This window comes from Oscillatoria salina IIICB1 (assembly GCF_020144665.1).
In the GTDB taxonomy this organism is placed as follows: Bacteria; Cyanobacteriota; Cyanobacteriia; order Cyanobacteriales; family SIO1D9; genus IIICB1.
Genome location: NZ_JAAHBQ010000020.1, coordinates 1 through 21,541, shown reverse-complemented (window position 1 = coordinate 21,541; position 21,541 = coordinate 1). Strand labels below are relative to the sequence as shown.

At 41.4% G+C, this 21,541-nt stretch carries 20 protein-coding genes and 1 pseudogene; 9 read left to right on the top strand and 12 right to left on the bottom strand.

Annotated features, from left to right (window positions below):
• Positions 1-39: 39 nt before the first annotated feature.
• On the bottom strand, positions 40-900 hold the full coding sequence (locus G3T18_RS07590; protein WP_224409941.1) for a methyltransferase domain-containing protein: 861 nt from the start codon (positions 898-900) through the stop codon (positions 40-42).
• Between the two features lie 415 nt (positions 901-1,315).
• On the opposite strand from G3T18_RS07590, the gene G3T18_RS07585 reads away from it, so the two are divergent.
• The 3 genes from G3T18_RS07585 (at position 1,316) to G3T18_RS07575 (ending at position 5,321) form a co-directional block, all read left to right on the top strand.
• Positions 1,316-3,007 carry an adenylate/guanylate cyclase domain-containing protein gene (locus G3T18_RS07585; protein WP_224409992.1) on the top strand — a complete coding sequence of 564 codons (1,692 nt, stop codon included), beginning with the start codon at positions 1,316-1,318 and terminating at the stop codon, positions 3,005-3,007.
• Between the two features lie 155 nt (positions 3,008-3,162).
• Positions 3,163-4,497, top strand: coding sequence for a TrkH family potassium uptake protein (locus tag G3T18_RS07580; RefSeq protein ID WP_224409940.1), 1,335 nt, complete (start codon positions 3,163-3,165; stop codon positions 4,495-4,497).
• A 152-nt stretch (positions 4,498-4,649) separates the two neighbouring features.
• Positions 4,650-5,321 carry a potassium channel family protein gene (locus G3T18_RS07575; protein ID WP_224409939.1) on the top strand — a complete coding sequence of 224 codons (672 nt, stop codon included), beginning with the start codon at positions 4,650-4,652 and terminating at the stop codon, positions 5,319-5,321.
• Here G3T18_RS07575 and G3T18_RS07570 read toward each other — a convergent pair.
• Both G3T18_RS07570 and queA read right to left on the bottom strand, forming a co-directional pair.
• Positions 5,318-6,586 (bottom strand): tetratricopeptide repeat protein, encoded by a 1,269-nt coding sequence (locus G3T18_RS07570; protein WP_224409938.1) that lies wholly within the window; start codon positions 6,584-6,586, stop codon positions 5,318-5,320. The two genes, G3T18_RS07575 and G3T18_RS07570, sit on opposite strands and share 4 nt — an antisense overlap.
• Before the next feature lie 276 nt (positions 6,587-6,862).
• Complete coding sequence (gene queA, locus G3T18_RS07565; protein ID WP_224409937.1) at positions 6,863-7,945, bottom strand: tRNA preQ1(34) S-adenosylmethionine ribosyltransferase-isomerase QueA; 1,083 nt, start codon at positions 7,943-7,945, stop codon at positions 6,863-6,865.
• 134 nt (positions 7,946-8,079) lie between these two features.
• Here queA and G3T18_RS07560 point away from each other — a divergent pair, with 134 nt between their 5' ends.
• Positions 8,080-8,469: a hypothetical protein gene (locus G3T18_RS07560; protein ID WP_224409936.1), complete on the top strand. Its 390-nt coding sequence runs from the start codon at positions 8,080-8,082 to the stop codon at positions 8,467-8,469.
• Positions 8,470-8,716: 247 nt separating this feature from the next.
• Here the strand turns inward: G3T18_RS07560 and G3T18_RS07555 are convergent, their stop codons facing one another.
• From G3T18_RS07555 to G3T18_RS07540, 4 genes are all read right to left on the bottom strand, one after another.
• Positions 8,717-9,163 carry a YraN family protein gene (locus G3T18_RS07555; RefSeq protein WP_224409935.1) on the bottom strand — a complete coding sequence of 149 codons (447 nt, stop codon included), beginning with the start codon at positions 9,161-9,163 and terminating at the stop codon, positions 8,717-8,719.
• Between the two features lie 10 nt (positions 9,164-9,173).
• Positions 9,174-10,739 carry a protein kinase domain-containing protein gene (locus G3T18_RS07550; protein ID WP_224409934.1) on the bottom strand — a complete coding sequence of 522 codons (1,566 nt, stop codon included), beginning with the start codon at positions 10,737-10,739 and terminating at the stop codon, positions 9,174-9,176.
• A 169-nt stretch (positions 10,740-10,908) separates the two neighbouring features.
• Entirely contained in the window at positions 10,909-11,571 is a 663-nt protein-coding gene (locus tag G3T18_RS07545; protein ID WP_224409933.1) for a class I SAM-dependent methyltransferase, read from the bottom strand.
• 23 nt (positions 11,572-11,594) lie between these two features.
• Complete coding sequence (locus G3T18_RS07540; RefSeq protein ID WP_224409932.1) at positions 11,595-12,344, bottom strand: GDSL-type esterase/lipase family protein; 750 nt, start codon at positions 12,342-12,344, stop codon at positions 11,595-11,597.
• A 20-nt stretch (positions 12,345-12,364) separates the two neighbouring features.
• Here G3T18_RS07540 and G3T18_RS07535 point away from each other — a divergent pair, with 20 nt between their 5' ends.
• Positions 12,365-12,805 (top strand): hypothetical protein, encoded by a 441-nt coding sequence (locus G3T18_RS07535; protein ID WP_224409931.1) that lies wholly within the window; start codon positions 12,365-12,367, stop codon positions 12,803-12,805.
• A 32-nt stretch (positions 12,806-12,837) separates the two neighbouring features.
• Here G3T18_RS07535 and G3T18_RS07530 read toward each other — a convergent pair whose 3' ends face one another.
• The gene (locus G3T18_RS07530) at positions 12,838-13,128 is read right to left on the bottom strand and encodes a hypothetical protein (protein WP_224409930.1); all 291 of its coding nucleotides are present in this window, start codon (positions 13,126-13,128) and stop codon (positions 12,838-12,840) included.
• Between the two features lie 465 nt (positions 13,129-13,593).
• On the opposite strand from G3T18_RS07530, the gene G3T18_RS07525 reads away from it, so the two are divergent.
• Positions 13,594-14,364, top strand: a complete 771-nt coding sequence (locus G3T18_RS07525) for a hypothetical protein (RefSeq protein ID WP_224409929.1) — start codon at positions 13,594-13,596, stop codon at positions 14,362-14,364.
• A 65-nt stretch (positions 14,365-14,429) separates the two neighbouring features.
• Here the strand turns inward: G3T18_RS07525 and tftA are convergent, their stop codons facing one another.
• A complete protein-coding gene (tftA, locus tag G3T18_RS07520) occupies positions 14,430-15,773 on the bottom strand; it encodes a hormogonium tapered terminus morphoprotein TftA (protein ID WP_224409928.1) in 1,344 nt (447 codons plus the stop codon).
• 254 nt (positions 15,774-16,027) lie between these two features.
• On the opposite strand from tftA, the gene dnaG reads away from it, so the two are divergent.
• The gene (gene dnaG, locus G3T18_RS07515) at positions 16,028-17,980 is read left to right on the top strand and encodes a DNA primase (protein WP_224409927.1); all 1,953 of its coding nucleotides are present in this window, start codon (positions 16,028-16,030) and stop codon (positions 17,978-17,980) included.
• A gap of 100 nt (positions 17,981-18,080) precedes the next feature.
• Here the strand turns inward: dnaG and psaJ are convergent, their stop codons facing one another.
• On the bottom strand, positions 18,081-18,209 hold the full coding sequence (gene psaJ / locus G3T18_RS07510; RefSeq protein WP_224409926.1) for a photosystem I reaction center subunit IX: 129 nt from the start codon (positions 18,207-18,209) through the stop codon (positions 18,081-18,083).
• Positions 18,210-18,244: 35 nt separating this feature from the next.
• Positions 18,245-18,733 carry a Photosystem I reaction center subunit III gene (locus G3T18_RS07505; protein WP_224409925.1) on the bottom strand — a complete coding sequence of 163 codons (489 nt, stop codon included), beginning with the start codon at positions 18,731-18,733 and terminating at the stop codon, positions 18,245-18,247.
• Between the two features lie 148 nt (positions 18,734-18,881).
• On the opposite strand from G3T18_RS07505, the gene tsaD reads away from it, so the two are divergent.
• Positions 18,882-19,925, top strand: a complete 1,044-nt coding sequence (tsaD, locus tag G3T18_RS07500; RefSeq protein ID WP_224409924.1) for a tRNA (adenosine(37)-N6)-threonylcarbamoyltransferase complex transferase subunit TsaD — start codon at positions 18,882-18,884, stop codon at positions 19,923-19,925.
• Between the two features lie 475 nt (positions 19,926-20,400).
• Positions 20,401-21,138, top strand: a complete 738-nt coding sequence (locus G3T18_RS07495; RefSeq protein WP_224409923.1) for a PEP-CTERM sorting domain-containing protein — start codon at positions 20,401-20,403, stop codon at positions 21,136-21,138.
• A gap of 205 nt (positions 21,139-21,343) precedes the next feature.
• On the opposite strand, the pseudogene G3T18_RS07490 reads toward G3T18_RS07495, so the two are convergent.
• Positions 21,344-21,541: pseudogene (locus tag G3T18_RS07490) on the bottom strand (phosphate ABC transporter permease); the annotation flags it as partial.

The following is a 21,541-nucleotide window of genomic DNA, read 5'->3' as shown; positions in this document are numbered from 1 at the left end:
TAAGTCCTTCTTTTTTCAAAAGAAACACTGACAATTAACTCATTTAGTCGCACAAAGTAAGCCAAAACGAATCAAACCGCGCTCGTAACCGCGACTCATCAAACCAAGAGAAAGAGCGGCTTCAACAGTTTGCCAACCGCTACTAATTAAACCGATAATAGCTTGGGGATCGAAAGCAGAATCTATAACCACATTCCAGAAAGGAGCAACCGCCTCCGACCAATCATCAGAACGAATATTTTTAAAGTTACAATTACGGGCAATTTCTTCATATTCTGGTAAAGAAATTACATAAGGTAAACAATAAACCTGATAAATCTTTTCTAGATGACGTTTTTCGTTTTCAGTTAACTCACCCGCTAAAGAATTGGTGGGACGATGACACCAAGTTGCCATAATAAAAGTTCCCCCAGGTTTGAGAATGCGATCGCACTCGCGCACAAATTTCTCCTTATCCGGCATATGTTCGCCACTTTCAAGCGACCATACCAGGTCAAAAGAATTGTCCTCAAATGGTGTATTTTGGGCATCAGCGACCTGAAACTGCACTCTTGATTCTAATCCAGCCTCAATCGCTCTTTCCTTGGCTCTAGCGGCTTGTACGGGCGAAAGAGTAATTCCCGTGGCTGTTGCACGATACTTTTGCGCTAAATACAAGGTACTACCACCAATCCCACAACCGAGATCGACAATTGTTTGCGGTGGTTTCTCTAAATTTGTCAAACCAGCCCAAATTAACAGTTCTTCAATTAAATTAATTTGTGCCTGGCGGCGATTAAGCTTATAGTTACCATTCTTACCATAGTAACCGTGGTGCATATGTTCGCCCCAGACTTGTTCCCAAAGTCCGCTAGAAGCATCATAAAATTGCTGAATTTGTTGATAAAGGGTAGATGTCATCGTGGATTGTCCGCATAGCCTTACCGGATTTAGCGTAGCATCAGATGGGACTGAGATCCTCACCTATTCCCGATTGGGAAAATCAGAGCGATCGATTTCGGTAGCTACTAACTACACATCTTCCTTGGGATAATAAAAAATAATCTAATCATTATGGGAAAAATATTGTCTAAAATCTTAGTAGTTGAAAAAACTGCTCCCAGGTTCGAGATCTTCCCCAGTTTTTCCTAATTAAGTTGGAAAATTATCGCTGATAGTCGAGAATGAGGGTAAAAAAGTGTGAAGGGAGAGTTATTCTGCTTTCTTAGTTTTGAGATAATGGATTTTTACCAGGCAAAACTACAGTCTAAATTTATTTCAGGGTGAATATTTCCAAGAAAATAAACAGCAAAGAAGGGAGTAAACAAAGTTGGTAATGCCAAATTATCGTCACAAAACTCGCCAACGAAAGGTAGATAAAAAAGTGGCGAAGTTAGTGAAAAATTTATTTCAGTTGGTCAAAAGCTTGACAAAGAAACTGAAAAGTGGTATAAAAAGACCTCAGACTTCGTACTTTCGGCGAGATCCGCAACACCAAGTGGCTCCTTTTCCGAGTAATGAAGAGGAAAGACTCGAAGCTTTGAAGCGTTACAATATACTCGACACCTCGGCAGAAGAAGCTTTTGACGATCTAACCGCCTTAGCATCTTATATTTGCGGGACACCGATCGCGCTTGTCAGTCTGGTGGATGCTAATCGTCAGTGGTTTAAGTCGAAAGTGGGTGTAGAAGCCGAAGAAACGCCACGAGAGTTAGCTTTTTGCGCTCATGCAATTCTCAACCCCGATCGAGTGTTAGTCATTCCCAATGCTCTCAAAGACGAGCGTTTTGCTGGCAATCCTTTAGTAACTTCCGATCCAAATATTCGCTTTTATGCAGGTGCTCCGTTAGTGACTCCCGATGGTTATCCTTTAGGAACACTATGCGCGATCGATCGCATTCCTCGTCACCTGAGTTCGGAACAATTAGAAGCGCTGCAAAGATTAGGTCGTCAAGTAATCGCGCAAATGGAGTTAAGAATTAAAATAACTCGTTTAGAGCGTCAAATCGAGACAACCAAGCAAGTTGAAGACAAACTGCGCGCTAGCGATCGCCAAATTGTCGAACTCCTCGAAGGAATGACTGATGCTTTTTTTGCTTTGGACAGACAATGGCGTTTTACCTACGTCAATCAAGTTGCTAGCAAAATTCTCCACAGAAAGCCAGAAGAACTCTTAGGTAAGATACTTTGGGCAGAATTTCCCGAAACTTTAGGTTCAACTTTGGAACAGGAATATCGGAAAGCCGCTACCCAACAAGTAAGCGTTACTTTTGAAGAATATTACCAACCGATCGAGCGTTGGTTGGAAGTAAGAGCTTTTCCTTCTTATGAAGGTGTCTCAGTCTTTTTTCATGACATTACTCAGCGTAAGCGTACTGAAGCAGCTTTGAAACTGGAAAAACGCAAAACTGAAGGCTTGTTACTGAATATTTTGCCTCAAGCGATCGCGAAAAGGTTAAAACAAAAACCAAGTTTAATTGCCGATACTTTTGAAGAAGTTACCATTCTCTTTGCCGATCTAGTTAATTTCACTCAATTAGCAAGTCGAGTTTATCCCCAACAACTAATTTCCACTCTTAATAATATTTTCTCTACTTTCGATCGCCTCACGGAAAAGCATGGTTTAGAGAAAATCAAAACGATCGGTGATGCTTATATGGTAGTTGGTGGAGTTCCTACTGCCAAGCCAAACCACGCTGAGGCGATCGCCCAAATGGCTTTGGATATGCAGCAAGTCATGAATCAATTTAATGCGGCTCATGTTACTAATTTAAACATAAGGATTGGGATCAATACTGGTTCAGTCATCGCTGGGGTAATCGGAACCAAAAAATTCGCCTACGATCTTTGGGGCGATGCTGTTAATACCGCTAGCCGCATGGAATCTCACGGCATCCCCGGTACTATTCAAGTTAGCCAGACAACTTATGCTCTCTTACGAGATAAGTTTCTCTTTGAAGAGCGAGGTGCGATCGAAGTTAAAGGTAAAGGCACAATGAAAACTTATTTGTTACTTGACAAATTATAAATTTTATGCAGTAAATTTTGAGATCGAGAAAAAGTAAAATAAACAGATCTTACCCGAGGAAGAAGATAACCAAAAAAGGCAGACAAGAAAGAAAATCTTCTCAGTCTCACTTACAATGCTTCCTAGGAACTAACTAAAATTAGCCTCTCTAACTCATGAGTATCTCGCGAACGATTTGTTTAGGTTTTCTTACTCTCATAACAATGGGAACTTTCTTATTAATGTTGCCCATTTCCACCAGTAGCGGCACGTGGAATGACCCAATTGTTGCTTTTTTCACTTCCACATCTGCGGTTTGTGTCACAGGTTTAATAGTCGTTGATACAGGCAGTTATTTTTCCTTTTGGGGGCAGTTATTTATCTTACTGCTAATTCAGGTAGGAGGATTAGGTTATATGACCACTACTACCTTTTTAATTTTGTTAGTCGGACGCCGATTTGACTTGCGGCAAAAATTTGCTATTCAAGAATCTTTTGACCGACCTTTTTTACAAGGAAGTCAGAATCTAATCCGTTCAATTCTTGCCACCACCCTAGTTTTTGAGCTAACAGGCGTAATTTTACTGTTTCAAGTATTTGCGGCTGACTATGATTTTTCTCGAAGTCTTTGGTTAGCAATCTTTCATAGTATTAGCGCTTGGAATAATGCCGGATTTAGTCTCTTTGCCGATAGTTTAGTTCGCTATCGTTCCTCGATTCCGATAAATTTAATTATTCCAGCCTTAATTATTTTTGGTGGTTTAGGCTATCAAGTAATTATGGAACTTTATTCTTGGATTCTCAAAAATCTTCGTCGCAAAAAAGCTAGATTTGTTTTCTCGTTAAATTTTAAAGTTGTCACCAGCACGACCTTAAGTTTGTTGATTTTAGCTACGATCGCTTTCTTTTTTACCGAGTTACGCAATCCAGAAGTTTTCGGTTCTCTAAGTTTCCAAGAAAAGTTAATTGCAGCTTGGTTTCAATCGGTAACGACGAGAACTGCGGGATTTAATACGCTCGACATCGGTCAACTATCTACTGCTGGTTTATTTATCACAATTGCTTTTATGTTTATTGGTGCTAGTCCTAGCGGCACGGGTGGCGGGACAAAAACTACAACAGTTCGGATTTTAAGCAGTTGTACTCGTTCAATTTTGCAGGGAAAAGAAGAGATAATTCTCTATCAACGTGAAGTTCCTCTAAGTCTGATTTTAAAAGCAATTGGCGTTCTAGTTGGTTCGGTAATTGCTATTGCGACTGGGACAATCTTCCTCTCGATAACTGATGCTAATTTTGACTTTATTTCTCTGTTATTTGAGGTGGTATCGGCTTTTGCAACGGTAGGACTTTCTACGGGGATCACAGCAAGTATTTCTGGACTAGGGAAACTACTTTTAATTATGATGATGTATATGGGTAGGGTGGGCATTTTACTGTTTATGGCGGCAATCTTAGGTGATTCGCCTCCTAGCGTGATTAAATACCCAGAAGAAACTCTCTTAGTTGGCTAGAAATCAGTTATCGGTGCGAGACTCTACTGTTCCTGCTCAAGTTAGTTGTAAGCAAGGCGACGTAGAAATAAGATAGATAAATGATGTAAACGATTAGTTCTAGTTTGCTCAGGCAAAGAAGGTAGGAGTGAAGTGTGCGATCGCTAAATTTTTTGAGTAACCTGAACCAAGGAAATCGCCAGTTTGCCGTGATTGGCTTGGGACGTTTTGGTCGCGCTGTCTGTGGGTCGCTGCATAAAATGGGTTATGAAGTTTTGGGTACGGATATTGACGAAAAGCTGGTAGCTCAGGTGTTAACAGATCGAATTGCTTCTCATGCGGTACAGTTAGATTCGACAGAACCGACTGCGCTGAAAGAAGCAGGGATTTTTGAGTTTGACACGGTGATTATTGCGATCGGGAATTTTCTCCAGGAAAGTATTATCACTACTCTAAATGTGAAAGAGGCAGGAGTTGCTCACGTGGTCGCTAAGGCTTCTTCGGAAATTCATGGTAAGTTGCTAGAGAGAGTAGGGGCAGATCGAGTCGTTTTTCCAGAGTACGAAGCAGGTTGCGCTCTTGCCCATACTTTAACTAAACCAGCTATTTTAGATCGCTTCGATCTCGATCCTGACAATAGTATTGTGGAAGTTTTGGTTCCTGAAGAATTTCATGGTAAAACGATCGCCGAATTGCAGTTGCGTAACCGTTATGGTTTGAATATTCTGGCTGTGGGTGAGGGAGAGAAATTTGAGATCAATCCATTGCCTAATCTAAAATTACACAAAGGTACGGCAATGGTGGTAATTGGCTCGAATAAGGATCTTCAGCGTTTACCGATTTAATTTTCCTGGTTGTTGTTACTGGGAACTAGAATCGAGGGTAAAACAATTTCTCTGAGATAGCGGTTGATTTCGCCGACTCTGACGAGGTTGTCTTGCTGGAGATAAAGTTCTTTGGCTTCGTTGAGAAGTCTGGCTGCTTCTGGCGATCGCCCAATCTCTTGTAAAATTATGCCGAGGTTATAAAAGGCTTCTGGCTGACGAGGATCGAGCAAAATTGATTCTTGGTATTGAGCGATCGCTTCTTCGTAACGCTGTTGTTGTTGGTAAACTACTCCGAGATTGTACCTCGCTTCGGCATCTTCGGGATCGAGGCGAACGGCTTGTTCTAAGGCGGCGATCGCGTTTTCGGGGGCGGATCTTTGGCTTTGAACTACTCCTAATTGTAAAAAGGTTTCGGCGTTGGCAGGATCGAGTTCGGCTGCTCTTTCGAGTCGATCTCTAGCGGCTGAATATTTGCCTTGTTGGGTGAAGACGTAGCCTAAAGCGTATTGGGATAAGGGATTGTTGGCATCGAGTTCTACGGCGGTTCCTAGCGCCTCTGCTGCTTGTTCGAGGTCGTTTTGTTTCAAATACAGCAATCCGAGTTGATAATAGGCATTAGCGAATTCTGGGTTAGCACGAATCGCTTGTTTGAAAGTAGCGATCGCGTTGGCTTCCCGATTTTCCCGCACCAACAGCCTGCCTAAATTATAATAAGCTGCGGCATTGTCGGGATTGAGCGCTAATGCTTGTTCGTAAGCACTCAATGCTTCCCCATATCTTTCTTGTGCTTCTAGGGCTAAACCCAGATTGTAGTAAGCTTGCTGAAACTTAGGATTAATTGTCAGGGCTTCTTGAAATTGAGCCGCCGCAGCCGAAGGATTTCCTTGGCGATATAAAGCCAGACCCAAGTTATAATAAGCTTCTGCCAAATTGGGATCGTAGGCGATCGCTTGGAGGTAATTGGCGATCGCTTCGTCGAGATTTCCTTGTTCGGCGAGGGAATTCGCTAATAAATAGTATCCTAAAGGCATAAACGGATCGAAGCGCAAAGCTTGACGCAGTGCTGTTTCTGCACCTGGATAGTCTCCTTGTTTGTATTGCAATACTCCCCGTTGGAAATATTCCGCAGCTTGGAGATTTTCTGTATAGATACCGTTAATTATTTGTTTGCTTCCCGGTGAAGATGTCTGGGGAAGTTTACCCGCGATCGCTTCTCCACCACTCATTCCGACACAGATAGCGATCGCTGCTAACAATTTTATCGCCTTGTCTTGTTTCCACATTGCTCCAAAACCCTACATTAGGCTTTACGATTTAAAGTTTATCTTGGTTTGGGGATTAGGGATTAGGGATTAGGGATTAGGGATTCGGGTATGTAGAGACTAAAATGCAACGTCTCTACACCAGTGAACAGTGAACAGTGAACAGTGACCAGTTATCACGTTTACCAGTTTATGCCACAATTTTTCCTTGTTTTTCCAGTCCCCAATCACCAATCCCCAATCCCCAATCACCAGTCCCCAATCCCCAATCACCAGTCCCCAATCACCAGTCCCCAATCACTTAATTACTGCTGCTGGTAAAATTAACATGGCATCGCCGAAAGAATAAAAACGATAGCGTTGCGCGATCGCACTCTCATACAATGACAATAATCTCTCTCTACCAATCAACGCACTGACTAACATTAATAAAGTCGATCCCGGTAAGTGAAAATTGGTAATTAAACCATCGACTACCCGCCACTCATAACCAGGATAAATAAATAAATTCGTATTACCACAAAACTCTTCAATTGTCAAGCCTTCTGAAGCAGCAGCCGCCCCTTCCAAAGCCCTGACAACCGTTGTCCCCACAGCAATAACCCGACCACCTTGAGCTTTAGTTGCGCGAATTTGCTCTACAGTAGAGTGGGGTACTTCCACCCATTCCTGGTGCATTTTGTGGGTAGTAATATCATCCACCTCCACCGGGCGAAACGTCCCCAAACCAACATGAAGCGTAACATAAGCAGTCTTAATTCCTTGGGCTTCAAGTCGTTGCAGCAGTTCTGCGGTAAAATGTAAACCAGCAGTAGGAGCCGCGATCGCACCCGGTTGACGAGCATAAACAGTTTGATATTGTTCCGGCTGGGACTCAGAAGAAGTAATATAAGGCGGAAGCGGGACAACACCCTGTAAATCAAGTAACTCGAAAAACGACTGACGAGATTTGACATTAAACTCTAACAATCGTCCCGAAGTTTCCTCATCCCTACCCACTACCGTAGCTTTTAAACGACACTCCTCATTAACTCCCGGAGCAGCAAAAATAATCTCCGTACCCAGTTTAAAACGCTTACCAGGCTTCACCAAAGCCAACCAACAGTTATTTTCCCGTTCCTCAAGTAATAATACCTCTACCTCAGCCCCAGTGGATTTACGCCCAAACAAACGCGCAGGAATCACGCGAGTATTATTCAAAACCAGTAAATCACCAGCTTGTAACCAATTAGGTAAATCCCGGAAAACAGCATCAACGTGAGTCGTCGGGGAATTTACTACTAACAAACGGGAACTATCTCTAGGGACGGCTGGAGTTTGGGCAATTAACTCTGAAGGGAGATTGTAATCGTAACTTGATAATAGGCGATCGCTACTCATTATTCCTAGTTTACTCTACTAATTGGGTAAATTCCCCCATGATAAATCGGGGGCTTCTCCCCTAGTGCTACAAGGGTTTTTCCGCGAAACTAGAAATATACCACCTCCCCAGACTGTAAGCAAAAAAGGCAACTATGGATTACCTCTATTTTTTAGCAAATGCTAGCTTAACTCTCCGAGTCGTAGAACATCTACGTGCAACCAATCGTCTCAGCGTTAAATTTATCACTGTCATTCACAAAATTGATGGTTGGATAGTCAAAGTAAAGCTTGAAAACCCCGTTTCTCCTCAAGATGATGGCGATTTTCGCGCTTATATGAACGAACTAGGAATTGCCTACCAACCAGAAATTCGCCTTCAAATGGCACTTTGGAGTTTAGAAACCGGACAATCTCCAATTGATGTCATGCGTCGTTATCAACTGGCTGTAGTTTCTCATGGAATTCCCGATCGCAGTGACATCGAAGCCTTCCGTCAACAGTTTACCCGTGGCTTGGGCTATTGTCCAGAAACTTTAGCCTAAAAAGTGAAATTGTCTCAGTCATATTGCCTATTTTGATCTCACCACGCTTTTCTTAAGTGAGAAAATCATGAAAATTAAGTTTCTGCCTCAAGAGTAAGCGTGGATAATTTTTTTGGTCGTGGTAGGATGTGTTGGTACAACCTATTTATCTGACAAAGTTTCTTAAATTGATGGTTTGGAGAAAAACAGTTTATCCCCTTTCTTAGCTAGGAAAGGGGATTTATCTTGCTAATTAATTTTCCTAAAATTATTGTGCTAAAATTGCCGGAATATAATTATCCAAGGTCAGCAAATAGCCACCGTAAGCTAGAGGTTTGCCTAGCTTAATTCGAGCGGGTAAAGAATCAGCCTCCAAGTTAGAATTTAATGACTTTGATTCTCTTTTACTTTTCACTAAAGCTAGGTCAAATTGACAATTGAGATTAGCTAAATCGGGATTTTCGGCAAGAAATAATTCGGCGGTTTGCAAAAGTTTTCTTTGTTTACTAGGAGTAATTGCTAATAAACCGTTAGCGTCCCAATTTCCTCGACTGCGCGTTTTTACCTCGATAAACAACAAAGTAGCTTGTTTTTGGGCAATTAAGTCAATTTCTCCCCAGCGACAACGCCAGCGATAATGTAAAATTGTCCAGCCTTCGGTTTTTAACCACTGGGCTACCAGTATTTCCCCTAGTTCGCCCAATTTCTTGGTCATTGGTGAATTATTATTCACTTAAAGTCATTTCTAATTTATAATCGCTATCATTTACTCCTTCTGGGAGAATCAATTCCAGATAGTAACTACCACTGGTAGGTAAAATACCTTGCCATTCTTGCACTTGGTTGGCTCGGTCGTTTACAGGTTCTCGATTCGGTGCTAAAACATTCATAATCGCGCTACCGCTACTTTGGATTTTTAAGTTTTGTCCTTCTTCGAGAGAGAGAATGTAAAATCTAGCTTCATTTTTGTTTAAACTACCTGCTACTTTATTGATACCTGGTTGCAAATTGAGACGTATTGAGGGTAAGCGTTTGATGGTGACAGTGGGTTCGGGGGAAGGAGTAAGACTTTTCGGTTCGGAGGTTTTGGCAGGAGATTGACCTGAAGTTGAGGTAGAATTTTCTGCAACGGGATTAACTGACTCGGATGGGGAATTATCGGCAACTTTTGGCTGGTTGGAGGAAGCTACTTCCGCAGTTGGGACTAAGGTTTTGACTAATACTCCAAAAAGGACAATAACGAATAAAATTGAACCTATACCAATAGCCCAAAGGGTTTTCGTTTGACTGGCTAAGGAGTTCTTTTTCCTGATGGAAGTACCCATCCGGGTATGGTTTTGGTAAGTTGTCTGAGTACCAGATTTTAAAGTAGTTGTAGGTGAAAGTTTAGTTTTGTTGTTAATGACAGTTGCCGCATTTGGTTCGGGTGGTGGTGTTGGTGTGGTAATTAGGGAAGCAATGGAACGCAAAGCTTGGGCTACTTCGGTGGCTGACTGATAGCGATTTTGTGGTCTGGCGCTCAACATTCGATTTAAAATACCGCCAAAATGGACGTTAAGTGTGGGTATCCATTGCTGCCAGCGCCAAGTCATTGTATTTTGGTCGAGTAAGTCTTGGGGTTCTCGTCCGGTCATTAAGACGACTGCGGTTACTCCTAATGCGTAAAGGTCGCTATTGGGGAAAACTTTCCCGGTTCGCAGTTGTTCGTCGGGGGAATAACCGATTTTTCCTAGGGTTGTTCCTTCGAGTTGTCCTCCTTCTTGAATTTTGGCGACACCTTCTTTGACTGCGCCAAAATCGATCAGTACGGGCAGGCGATCGCGTTTTCGTAAAATGATATTATCTGGGGAGATATCGCGGTGAATTATTCCTTTGCTGTGGATATGTTCCAATACTGGTAACATTTGCTGGAGAAATTCAAAGGCTTCTACTTGGGAAAAGGTTTGTCCTTCTTTACGTCGGCGTTTGAGTAAGTTGTTATAAGATGTTCCTTCGACAAAATCTTGGACTAAAAATAATCGTCTCCCTGCCGCAAATGTACCTCGAAATTTCGGAATTTGGGGATGGTCAATTTTATAGAGAACTTGGGCTTCTCTCTGAAATAGTTCTTTCGATTTTTCTAAGACATAAGCATCTTGTTTCCCGGGATTATATTCTTTGAGAACGCAAATTTCGTCGAATCTGGTGATATCTTCGGCAATATAAGTTCGACCAAATCCTCCTTTACCGAGAACTTTTTTAATCCGGTAATGGTTTTGTAAGATTGTTCCGGTGGGAATGGGTGGTTGCATGGCTAGATGCCTCTCTCTTCAGCAAAATATTGGTTAGGTGAAGTGGGTTTTTCTGATGTAGATACGAGCTTATTTTGCCCATTTTTTACGCGAAAATTATCGTTCGAGAAACTTGACAGCTAATTTCTTCAACGCCATTTTTGCTCTTGACATTTATTAATTTATATGCTTATCTCTTTAATGCTAGGGTAAGTCCATCAGCGATCGGCACTAAACTGATAACTACTCGTTCATCTTGAAGTAATTTTTGGTTAAAATCACGGATATTTTGGGTACGGCGATCTTGTATGCTGGAATCAGCGACTTTTCCCCCCCACAAAACATTATCTACGGCGATTAATCCTCCTTGACGAATCAGTTGCAAAGATTTTTCATAATAATTCGGGTAATTAGCTTTATCTGCGTCAATAAAGACAAAATCAAAGGTTTCTGCTTCTCCTCCAGCCAACAGTGTTTCTAAAGTCTCCAATGCTGGTGCGAGGCGTAAGTCTATTTTATCGGCAACTGCGGCTAGTTTCCAATAACGTTGCGCGATCGCAACAGACTCTTCGCTGGTATCGCAAGCAATGACTTTTCCCTCAGCCGGAAGCGCTAAAGCTACACTTAATGAACTATAACCTGTATAGACACCAATATCTAAAGTCTTTTTCGCACCCAACAATTGCACTAATAAAGCCATAAATTGACCTTGTTCGGGCGCTATCTGCATTTGACTACCAGGTAATTTATCTGTTTCCTCTCGTAGTTGCCGCAGAATTTCTGGCTCTCGCAAAGATGTTGCTAACAGATAATCATATAGTTGTTCGTTCAAATTAAGAGTTTTTTTGCTCATATTTTCAATTTTTGCAATCTTGCTTAATTATCGTTTACATATTCGGCGAGGATTTCTTTCCACGGTCGATATCCTTGACCGTTTAAATGTATGCCATCATGAGTATAAATTGGCTTGAGGTTATTTTCTTCGTCTGCTAAAGAGTCAAAGATGTCCACATAAGTATAACTGAATTCGGCGGCTAGTTGTTTCAGTTGACTATTTAATTGGCTAATTTGTTGATTATTGGCGGCTGTGGGATAAATTACTAAGTTTTTGTTGATTGGTAAAATGCTTTGAATATATACTTGAGTTCTTGGTGTTTCTTGAGTGAATCTCTCTAAAATTGTGCGATAATTATTGTACACTGTATTTGCTGAAACGCCTTGATAAATATCATTCACCCCAATCATTAAAAAGATTTTCTGCGGTTGAGATTCAATGATTTTATCTAATCTAGCTAACAAGCCAACTGTAGTGTCGCCACCAATACCACGATTTTTGATTTTTGGGTTAGCAAATAACTCCGACCATTTTCCCTCAGCAGTAAGACTATCTCCTAAAAAGATTATGCTATCATTATTGATTGTTAGTAGCTCGAATTGACTGGTTTGATGCAGGTAAGTGGGTGAAGTTAATAATGGGGGTGAAGAGTTATTTTTGGTCGAACGGGAAAGGTAATCGAACAAGTAAGGTAAACCGCCTCGTTTGGCTAAAAATATTCCCCCTAGTAAGGTAAATAAGCAGTTGAAAGTTAAAGAAATAAGTAGACTAATTACAAGAATTCTTTTCATTGATTTTTTCGGAGGTAATTATGATGAAAAATAGCTGGTTTCGGTTGATGATAACGGGTATTTTAATTATACTATTAACTGCTTGCGGGGCGGCAAAACCACCGATTGAATCTGCACCGGATGGGAATTTGGTGAAAAAGGCGATCGCGCTTCAGTTGGAACTCGTACAAAAGCAAATTGGTCAGCAGTTAAATGCGGCAAATCCTGAGTTTGAAATTGCTGGAGTTAAGGTGAATCTTTTGGAACCACTTTATGTGAATAAGTTAGCTACTTATCATCTCCAAGGAATTTATAAAGTTAAGCTGGATTTGCCGAATCAAAAAGTTACGCAAGAACAAAATGAATTTGATATTTATTTACAGCGACAAATAGAAGGGAAAACTTGGCGTTTGTTGAAAAGAGATGCAAGCGATCCCGATAAGGAACCTTTGTGGAGAAGTTATTTAATTCGCGGCTGGTAATTTTGAGAGAAAATTAGCATAATTCGCTGAATTTAGCTAAGAAGAATTGAGAAAATAATAGTTAAAAAAACTAATAACCAAACGATTAAACCCAGCCAGCAAGTTGCCGTAAATGAGAGTAAAATATAATCGCGATTTCTGACTAAAAGCTGCGAATTATTACTAAGATTATTTAACTGACTATTGACTAAACTGCGACGAGGTGGTTTGTGGGCGACACGAACTTTTCCGAAAGAAATTAAGCGAATTAAAATTCGTCCGGTGAGATAACAAAGTCCCCAGAAAATTAACTCACCGAAAAGGTAAAAAAAGATTTCTGTCATCAATCTAAAGTTTAGTATTTGTTGACTATAGCCTAAACTACATCGATGGGAAAAATCTGGTTTGTGGTGTGTCACTTATTTGATTGTCACATGAGCAAGTTTTTTGTAAGAATACAAAATGTCAGGGCTGTTTCATTTTCTAATAGGAATTACCTAACCCCCCAACCACCTTTCCTCGCAGGGAAGAGAGAGTAATTAGATGAAATCGGCTTAACTATTTCTAGATCGAGGTGACTGCACTACCAAAATGGTTGAAATAGTTTTTAATTATAGTTAATTATCGAAATTAGAGATTTGTTGTTTGAATAGCTTAATAATCGACTTCTCTCCTCTGCTTTCAGGAGAGGGGTTAGGGGAGAAGTTATCAACTGAGGTGCAAGTTGAGAAAGTATCACATAACTCGGAAATATTGACGAAAAATCTCCTCAAAATCGGGGAGAAGAGTTAAGTTTCAGGACAAGATTTATGTATTTATCTTACATCGGTTCGAGTATAGGTTTCGGGATAATAATTTTACTTACCTATGGAATTTTGCAATGGCTGCATATTCCGGCGGGAAGTTTAGTTGATTGGTTGATTGGAATTGCTTCTTTTTGGTGGTTATTGGTAATTGTAACTGTACCTTGGAACGTTTATTTTGATGCGAGGGAAGTATTAGCAGAAGCGGCGGTATCGGAGGAAAAAAATATTCCCGTTGACCAAAAGAAAATTAACTATGTAAAAATAGTTTCTCGCTGGTCATTAGTAGTAGCGATCGCACTGCATCTAATTTCCGCGATCGCCTTATACTGGTTAGCAGCCGCAGGAATCAGCGTTGTCGGTTATGCTAGTTCTGCGGCAACAATCCTTTTAACTGCCCTGCGTCCCACAATTCGCGGCTATCAATACTTAGCCATGCGTTTGAATATGATTCGTCAAGAAGTAAAATATCCTCGCGAAGACATCTTTGAACTACGTCAGCGTTTCCATACCCTCGAAGAAACCGTCAAACGTATCCAAGAACAACTAGATCCTGAAGAACCTTACTCCTGGGTAGCTACGATACAACGAAACTGGTCAGAAACTCGTAAAGAATTGCATCAACTGCGGGCGAATGTCGAACAAATAGAAGCCAAAAACGAAGTCGAACATCGTAACCTTTCCAGAGAGAATCAAAACGCGATCGCGCAATTAACCGAAGACAGTCAATTTCTCAACCACGCCCGCGAATTAGTCCGATTTTTCAAAGAAGCGTGAACTTAATTATGATTTAAAAGAGACGTAGCATTGCTACGTCTCTACAAAATTAAATGACAGAATGATTACAACAAATTAGCCGATTCATAAAGACGACGCACGATCGCCATAATTTGTTCGCCGTAGTTCGGATTTGCTGTCCAACGTCCGGAAAGTTGTTGTACCAATGGCGCAATTCCCCTAGTGACAAACTCGAAGCGAGGGTCAACCAACTCTTGCACTAAAGGCTCAACACTAGCATAAGCTTTTAAATGTTGGATGTGCGCCCGAACACCAATCCTCGCACTGGGAAAAGTTGCCCCTTCGGAACCGCCACCAACTGTCCCCAATCCGGCAAAATTATTTTGAGAAGGTCTGAGAGAACCACCAAAACGTAGGAAATTAGTTTCCAAACACATTTGCGAGAAAGCGATATCGTAGTTCACACCCTCAATAGAAGCTTCTTCGCGGTAAAGTTTCGGTAAGTCGGGAAACAAAGTTAAGGCGTTTTCGTTATTCGCTTTCAAAAAGACAATCAACTGTACCTCAGAAGTGTTTCCATGTCCCATAATGCGGTCGAGTTGACCAGGACAAATTTGTAAGTTGGTACGCAAAACTACACTGCGAGTGGCATTATCCCAGCTTATGGAAACATTGAAATCGCGTAATTCCACAGCCTTGACATAAACCACACCGCGATACTCAACTAAACGAATTGTCGGTTCTTGAGTTAAATCGACTCCCAAACGGTCTACTAAATCAATGGGGATGTAGGAGTTATTGTTAATGAGAATTCCCTGTTCGGCGTAAGTTTGACCGTTCACGCGAATATTAATCGCTGGATAAGCAGGAGGTGGTTCGACTCCCGAAACATCGCGACTCCAACCAGCTAACCCATCAGCGATACCCATCGCAATTTCCCGACGTTGATTTCTCAGTAACGCCCGATCTTCTGGATTAGTCAGGAAACCAACTTCCATCAGTAGCGAGGGAATCGCCACTTGACGACAAAAACCTAAGCTTCCTACCGCCGTAGCTGTATCGGGCTTTACCCCCCTACTCGGTAGCTGAGGGACGCGCCGTAATAAGGAAACTAGCAGCAATTCAGCGTGTTTTTTGCGGGCATTGTTACCAGCAATGTAAAATACACTCGCGCCGCGTACATCGGGATTAGAAAAAGCATCAGCGTGAATTTCTAAAGCTACATCATCATTACGCGCCCGGATGTTAATCCAGTCGATAGTTTGGCGTAAACTAAGATCGTCAGGGACGTAAAAAACCTCAAAACCACGCGATCGCAATTCCGGTACAATCTGATCTCGGAGTAAGATCATTTGCTGTGCTTCAGTAGTTCCACCCGCGATCGCTCCCGGATCGATTCTTCCTGCTTCAACACCACCATGTCCTGCGGAAAGGAAAATTCTACCCATATTTTTCTTTTTAACCCCCAGCCGGATAGTAAATCTTTAACATTAGTTCACTCAAGAAGGAATAGATTGTTTCTAACTTAGATTAATCTACGTCATTGGGGAAGAGGGGAAGATGGGAAGATGGGGAGAGGGGGAGGATGGGGAAGATGGGGAGGATGGGGAAGATAAACTGATAACTGAACCTAATCCCCAATCCCTAATCCCTAATCCCCAATCCCTAATCCCCAATCCCCAATCCCTAATCCCTAATCAATATGGAAGTTCCTCGGCTACATCCCAATACAATTGAAGAAGTTAAGCAACGAGTTGATATTGTTGAAGCGATTAGCGATCGCGTAATTCTGCGTAAAAGTGGACGGGAGTTTAAGGGTTTGTGTCCTTTTCATGAGGAAAAGACTCCGAGTTTCACTGTCAGTCCTAGCAAACAGTTGTATCACTGTTTTGGTTGCGGTGCGAGTGGGAATGTCTTTAAATTCTTTACTGAACTCGATAAGCGATCGTTTGCTGAGGTAGTTTTCGATCTCGCGCGACGTTACCAAGTCCCGATCCAAACTTTAGCACCGGAAGAACATCAAGAATTTCAGCGTCAGTTATCAATCCGAGAGCAACTCTATGAGATTTTGGCTGTCACTGCAAGTTTTTACCAACACGCTTTACGTCAACCACAGGGAGAGTCTGTTTTAGCTTATTTGCAGTCTCAGCGAAAATTTAGTGAAGCGACTATTCAGCAGTTTGGTTTGGGTTATGCACCTGCGGGATGGGATACTTTATCTCGTTATTTGGTGGAAGCGAAACGTTATCCGGTGGGTTTGGTTGAACAAGCGGGGTTGATTAAACCGCGTAAGTCGGGGGATGGTTATATCGATCGCTTTCGAGATCGTTTGATGATTCCGATTAATGATTATCAAGGGAGAATTATCGGTTTTGGGGGAAGATCTCTCGGTGACGAACAACCTAAGTATCTCAATTCTCCGGAAACTCAACTTTTTGATAAGAGTAAGACGTTATTTGCGCTAAATCGAGCGAAAAATGAAATTAGTAAGCAAGATTGTGCGATCGTTGTGGAAGGATATTTTGACGCGATCGCGCTTCATGCGGTAGGTATTACTAATGTGGTTGCTTCTCTTGGTACTGCTTTAGCGGAAAATCAACTTAAGTTACTTTTGCGCTACAGCGAATCGAAACAAGTTATCCTTAATTTTGATGCGGATTCGGCGGGAACTACGGCGACGCAAAGAGCAATTACGGAAATTGAATCTTTAGTTTATTCGGGACAAGTTCAATTGCGAATTCTTCATCTTCCTGATGGCAAAGATGCTGATGAATTTCTTAAATCTAGTCCTGACGCGGTGGATAAATATCGTTATTTAATCGCTAATTCTCCTTTGTGGTTGGATTGGCAACTTCAGCAATTATTGGTAGATAAAAATCTTAAAGATGCTTACGAATATCAACAAGTGGCTGCGGCGATGGTTAAGTTACTTAACCGTATGGAAAATCCTCACGGACGCACCTATTATCTGCAAAAGTGCGCTGAATTGCTTGCTGGTAAAGACTCTCAACTCGTTGATTTTAACCGGAAAAACTTACTAATTCAACTGAAGAAACCCGAATTACGTCCTGAAATTAAGAAAGAGCGCGAACCAATCAATCGTCCCGTTGATAAGCAAAAAAGTTTGGTTCGAGTCGCGGAATCTTTATTGCTGAGAATTTATTTACATTGTCCGAAATATCGCGAAGAAATTATTAATAATCTTGAAGAAAAAGACCTAAATTTCCTTTCTTATGCTCATAGTTTTTTGTGGGAAAAAATCCTCGAATTACAAGCAGAACAACCAGAGTTATTAGGAGATAAAGAAAATCAATTAATTTCTCAAGTGCAAAACCGAATGTTAGAATATCCCGAAGAAATGACCCAAGTAAGTCAATTGTTTTACATTGATGAAGAGATTACCGGGAAACAAGGAGAAGATATCGACCGTACACCTTTAATTATGCGTGCTGCTTTGAATTCTCTCGAACAAGCAGTTTTGGAAGGAAGGAAACGTTACTGTGTAGAAATGTGGAACAAATTAGACTTAGCAACTGAACGATCGCGCCAAGAATATTACTCTCAGGAAATCATCAATTTACGCCAGCGAATTTACCAACTCGAAAAACAGCGATCGTTCTCGATTATTGATATTACCAAAATGTCGTCATTTTAATTCCCAATTACCAAATCATAACAAAAACTCGCGATCGCGCGATCGCGAGTTCAGCAAACAAACTCTCTATTCTCGACTCCCAACCATTAACCAAATACCTCTAAGGCATTGGGTGGAAAAGCAAGTCTGGAAAAAAGCGGTTAAATTCAATCAAAATTCCCGCAGTAATTGTCATCCAAGCCATGAACAACACGGGTGCGGTGGAAAGAAAGGTCAAGAAATTTTTCATCTTTTATGCTCCGAAATATAAACTCAAGAAAAGAATTAGCGCGGTGAAACGGGAATTTCGGTTTCTTTGGCGGTTAAGTCGCCAGAAGCTAGTTGTCCTAGCGCTGCGAGGGGCCAAGCGAAACCACTGAGCATAAATTTGATTGCTAAAGGCACATCAATGATGATTTCTTTCATTTCAGAGTTCTTATCTTCTCTGACTGTTCTCAAATAAGCACGACCAACCCAACCAATCCAGCCTGCAATATACAGGAAGAGGATGCTAGGAATGATAAAGTCGCCAGCACGAGAGATGCGACCGTCTACAATCAAGTGGGGTAAACCTTCAGGACCGCAGTATGCTTCGGAGTAACGCTCTTTGCGCTTTTGTCCGGATGCTGGGTCTGCCGTGGTATTGCGGAATTCTCGTGACTGAAAAGCCGGAGATTCGCTACAAGGTACTAATCCTGCCACATCAGCATTTGCTGTGGGCGCAAAGCCAAACCACAGTACGAATGCAAGTAAGAAAGCCAATATTTTTGCCATAGATTGTTTCCTTTTGTTACGAAACAATAAGTTATTTGTACAAAAAGATCGAGTTATCATTTGTACACAGAAGCAATCTTACTCTGAGTGGTTAATTGAGTAAAGTAACAGTCACTAAATGTAGCTTTTTTATTTAAGTTCTTCAAAAATGGCAGCAATTTTAGCATTAGAAACAAGTTGTGACGAAACAGCCGTCGCAATTGTAAATAATCGTAAAGTTTTAAGTAGTGTCGTTGCCTCGCAGATTGAGATTCATCGTCAATACGGGGGCGTGGTTCCAGAGGTGGCTTCTCGTCAACATTTAGAAAGTATTAATTTTTGTGTCGATCGCGCTTTCGCTGAAGCTGACTTGACATGGGATGCTATTGATGGTATAGCAGCAACTTGTGCGCCAGGGTTGGTGGGGGCTTTATTGGTGGGGGTAATGACAGCAAAAAGTTTGGCTATAGTTCGTGAAAAGCCGTTTTTAGGCGTTCATCACCTGGAAGGTCATATTTACGCTTCTTATCTTGCCCAACCCGATCTAGAGCCGCCTTTTTTATGTTTATTGGTTTCTGGCGGTCACACGAGCTTGATTTATGTCAAAGATTGTGGTATATACGAAACTTTGGGGAGGACTCGTGACGATGCGGCAGGTGAAGCTTTTGATAAGGTAGCGAGATTGTTGGATTTGGGTTATCCGGGAGGTCCAGTAATTGATAAATTGGCAAAGGAGGGGAATCCACGAGCCTTTGCTTTACCCGAAGGCAGAGTTTCCTTACCCGATGGTGGATATCATCCCTATGATTCGAGTTTTAGCGGCTTGAAGACGGCTGTTTTGCGATTAGTGCAAAAATTAGCACAAGAGAGGGGAGAAGTCCCTGTGGCTGACGTAGCGGCTAGTTTTCAAGAGACAGTGGCGCGATCGCTAACGAAGAAAACGATCGCTTGTGCTTTAGACTATGGTTTAAAGACGATTGTTGTTGGTGGTGGGGTAGCCGCGAATAGTGGTTTGAGACAGCATTTACAAGCAGCAGCAGAAACTCATGACTTGCGCGTTTTTTTCCCACCTTTAAAGCTTTGCACGGATAATGCAGCAATGATCGCTTGTGCAGCCGCAGATCGTTTCCAGAAAGGAGATGTTTCACCTCTTACTCTCGGTGTCTCTTCGCGGATGGGATTAACCGAGGTGATGCAGTTGTATGCTTCCTGAGTTTGTTTTAAGCTAGTGTTTAAGCAAAATTACTGAATTTGGCTCAACCATCAAGTAAGCTGAATTTTGTTGTTTTCCCGTTGTCAATTGCTTACTTTTGTTAACTAGAAGAGAAAATTCTGACCAAAGTAAAATAGGTTGTTATCAGCCCGGTTGCAGGCGACAATTTAAGCTAGATGTATCAAACTCAGTTGGTGAGTGGCTTGGGGAGATTACCTTAGTTGGTTTCTATATCGTTGAAAATTGGTTGATTTTGCTAATCTAGCTGAAAAATGACTAAAATTGTCAAGTAGTTTTAAGTTAAAGCGATCGCCTAATTAAATCAAATAATTTTAAATTTAGTTAGATTTATGGTCAAAGAAAAAATCAAACTTGATAGTATTTTCACTGAATCTTTACAATAACTTGATTTATTAGCCTCGATTTCCTGATACAAAGGATTTAAGGGACTTGAAAAACAAGGAAACAAACGTTTATGAGTCAAGCAAAGCAATTAACTAAGTTAGCAGTAGGAAGTGCGATCGCCGCACTAGGTCTTTTCGGTGCAGACTCGGCTTTAGCTGTTAAAATTGATTTTGACGAAGCAGTTGCACCTGGTACTGGCGTTGCTGTTACCGACCAGTGGGAAGCTGATTATGGCGTTAAATTTAGCTCTAGTACCAAAGAGTTATGGCTGTACAATAGTGATTGCTCAGGAAATACTTGTACTGGTGACGATCCTGACTTAGCAACTGGTGCTGCTTTTGGTACTGACTCTCAAGGTAATGTTTTAATTATCCAAGAAAATCTTGGTGCTGGTGCAGAACCGGATGATAATAATGGTAGAGGTACATTTACCTTTGATTTTTCTAGCTTAGGCAGTGTTTTGTTTGAAAATATTGCTTTGCTAGATTTGGATGAAGCTGGTCTGCCTAAATTTGAGTTTACTTTCGCTGATGGTTTAACACAAGTCTTTAGTAATCTTAATGACAGCGATGCTGGAGTAACTCTTCTTAACCCCAGTCGTCCGAAAAACAACTCTTTGAGAGAGTATGCTTTTAACTTGGAGAATGTAGTTAAACTCGACGTTACCCTTCCTGGAAGTGGTGCTGTTGCTTACTTGCAATACCAAGAAGCAGAAACAGTTCCCGAACCCGCTACTGTCTTAAGTTTACTCGCTTTTGGTGCTTTAGGTGCTACCGGATTAATCAAGCGCAAGCAAAAGGAATGCTAATTGAGAATTGTTAAGAATGGGATGCGTCTAAATCTAACTTCAGAAGGCGATCGCACTTAAGTGCGATCGCTTTCTTGCTTAAGAAAGAATTTTACCTCAAATCGGGACAAAAACAGATCGAACTTGCGGAAGAAGCGAATAGCGTAGAGAATACGGATAACAGTAAAATAGACCAAGGTCTTCAATTCAGCAACACCGAAAGTTATCAGCGCAGCCCTCGTCTAGCTAGCCCACTCAGCCAATCTACCACAAAAGTTAACCAGACAAAACAGCCCAAAGTTACTACTACTTTTTGATAATCAAAACTACTGAGTTGTTCGGTGAGTAACCTTCCTAAACCACCAGCACCGACTAAACCAACAATAACAGTTTCTCGCAGACATACTTCCCAACGATATAAATC